Source organism: Micromonospora sp. 15K316 (assembly GCF_004348525.1).
In the GTDB taxonomy this organism is placed as follows: Bacteria; Actinomycetota; Actinomycetes; order Mycobacteriales; family Micromonosporaceae; genus Micromonospora.
In genome coordinates, this window is sequence record NZ_SMKG01000403.1 from 1 (window position 1) to 1,773 (window position 1,773).

Sequence of the window (1,773 nt, forward strand, 5' to 3'; positions counted from 1 at the left end):
CTGCTGGTGTTCGCGGTGTCGCTGCTGGGGCTGGTGCTGCTGCGCCGGGAGGGCATGCGCGCCTGGCGGGGCTTCCGGGCCGCCGCGCAGGCCGGGCAGCCGCCGGGCCGACAGGTGACCGACGGGCTGGTGGGTTTGCTGGGGTCGCTGTTGCTGGCGGTTCCCGGGCTGGTCACCGGTGTCGCCGGCCTGCTGCTGCTGGTGCCGCCGGTGCGGGCGTTGGCCCGCGCCGGGGTGCAGCGGGGCGCGGAGCGGCGGGTGTCGTCGATGGTCGCCGGTGACCTGTTCGGGCCGCGCCGGGTGCGGGTGCGTCGGGGCGCGCCGCAGCCGGAGCCGTCGCCCGGCCCGGCGGCGGAGCAGCCGGTGGTCGTCGACGGTGGTCGGGCGATCGAGGGCGAGATCGTCGAACGTTGAGTACGCGAGAACGGCGGCGCCCCCGGTTACCCCGGGGGCGCCGCCGTTTTTGTCCGTTTGCTGCCGGTCAGGCCCGGCCGCGTCGGGTCCGGACCTCCTGGAGCCGCTCGGCGAGGATGTCCTCCAGCTCGGCGATCGAGCGCCGCTCCAGCAGCATGTCCCAGTGGGTACGCGGCGGCTTGGCCTTCTTCTGCTCCGGCTCGCTGCCGTCGACCAGCCGGGCGACGCTGCCGTCGAACTTGCACTCCCAGGTCGTCGGGACCTCGGCGTCGACGGCGAACGGCACCTCGAACTGGTGACCCTTGGCGCACAGGTACTCGCGGGTCTGCCGTGGCGCGAGCTCGGTGTTGCGGTCGGACTCGTAGCTCACCGCGCCAAGGCGGCTTCCGCGCAGCATACGCTCGCCCATGATCGACTTCCCCTCGTTCGTGGTGCTGGTCTTCTCGTGTAACGGTCCGTGCCCGCCAGGCCATTCCCGCCGTAAGGGCGCACAGCGCCCACGGCCGGGCCTCGACAAGGGTAGCCCGGCCGTCACAGCGGCCCGCCGGGGTCGCCCGGCCGGCCGCGATGGTGAAGCTGTGTCGACTGTCCCGGCGATGTTAACCGCCGCGACGGCACGCAGGTTGCGCCGGCCGCGCAACCTGCGTGATCGGCGGACGGGAGAACCGGTCAGGCCGCCGGGGTCGGCGGCAGCGGCAACGGCAGGCCGGGCAGCCCGTCGATGCTGCGGGCGATGTGCGGCTTACCGGCGAAGTAGTCGCTCAACGAGGTGTCGTCCTCCCGGGCGAACCGCCTGCCGTGCAGGTCGCGATCCTCGTCGTAGGTCATGAACGGCACCGCGTAGCCGCAGGTGTCCCGGATCAACTCGGCGTGCACCACGATGATCGCGCGCAGACCGTGCGTGCCCGGGTCGATGTCCGGGAAGTGGCCGATCAGCTCCCGCCACCGCGGGTCGTCGCGGAACACCGGTTCGCCGCGTCCGTGCACACGCACGATGTTCGGTGGCCCCTGGAACGCGCACCACATGAGCGTGATCCGGCCGTTCTCCCGCAGATGCGCGACGGTCTCGGCGTTGCTGCCGGCGAAGTCCAGGTAGGCGACGGTGTGCTCGTCGAGCACCGCCCAGGAGCCGCGCAGCCCCTTCGGGGAGAGGTTGATGGTGCCGTCACCGGCCAGCGGCGCGGTGGCGGTGAAGAACATCGGCTGCGTCTCGATGAACGACCGCAGCCGCCCCTCGATGCGCTCATACGTCTTTCCCACCCGGGCAGCCTCGCACGCGCCCGCAAACCGGTACCGGGTGGCCGTCGGGCGTCCCGGTGTGCGGATCGTCGGCCGGGGCGTGCCCGCCCGTCCCTGTCT

3 protein-coding genes are annotated in these 1,773 nt (G+C 72.8%); 1 reads left to right on the forward strand and 2 read right to left on the reverse strand.

Annotated elements, in window-relative coordinates:
- Nucleotides 1–414 (forward strand): FxsA family protein (locus E1211_RS31950; protein ID WP_132353952.1); only part of this gene is annotated, 414 nt, incomplete at its 5' end.
- Between the two features lie 67 nt (nt 415–481).
- Here E1211_RS31950 and E1211_RS31955 read toward each other — a convergent pair.
- Together E1211_RS31955 and E1211_RS31960 are read right to left on the reverse strand one after the other, a co-directional pair.
- On the reverse strand, nt 482–823 hold the full coding sequence (locus tag E1211_RS31955; RefSeq protein WP_046564157.1) for an RNA polymerase-binding protein RbpA: 342 nt from the start codon (nt 821–823) through the stop codon (nt 482–484).
- Between the two features lie 260 nt (nt 824–1,083).
- The gene (locus E1211_RS31960) at nt 1,084–1,674 is read right to left on the reverse strand and encodes a pyridoxamine 5'-phosphate oxidase family protein (RefSeq protein ID WP_132353954.1); all 591 of its coding nucleotides are present in this window, start codon (nt 1,672–1,674) and stop codon (nt 1,084–1,086) included.
- Between the last annotated feature and the right edge of the window lie 99 nt (nt 1,675–1,773).

Excerpts from the sequence above, each read along its gene's own strand:
- E1211_RS31955 (WP_046564157.1), bottom strand. The coding sequence starts at position 823 with ATGGGCGAGCGTATGCTGCGCGGAAGCCGCCTTGGCGCGGTGAGCTAC.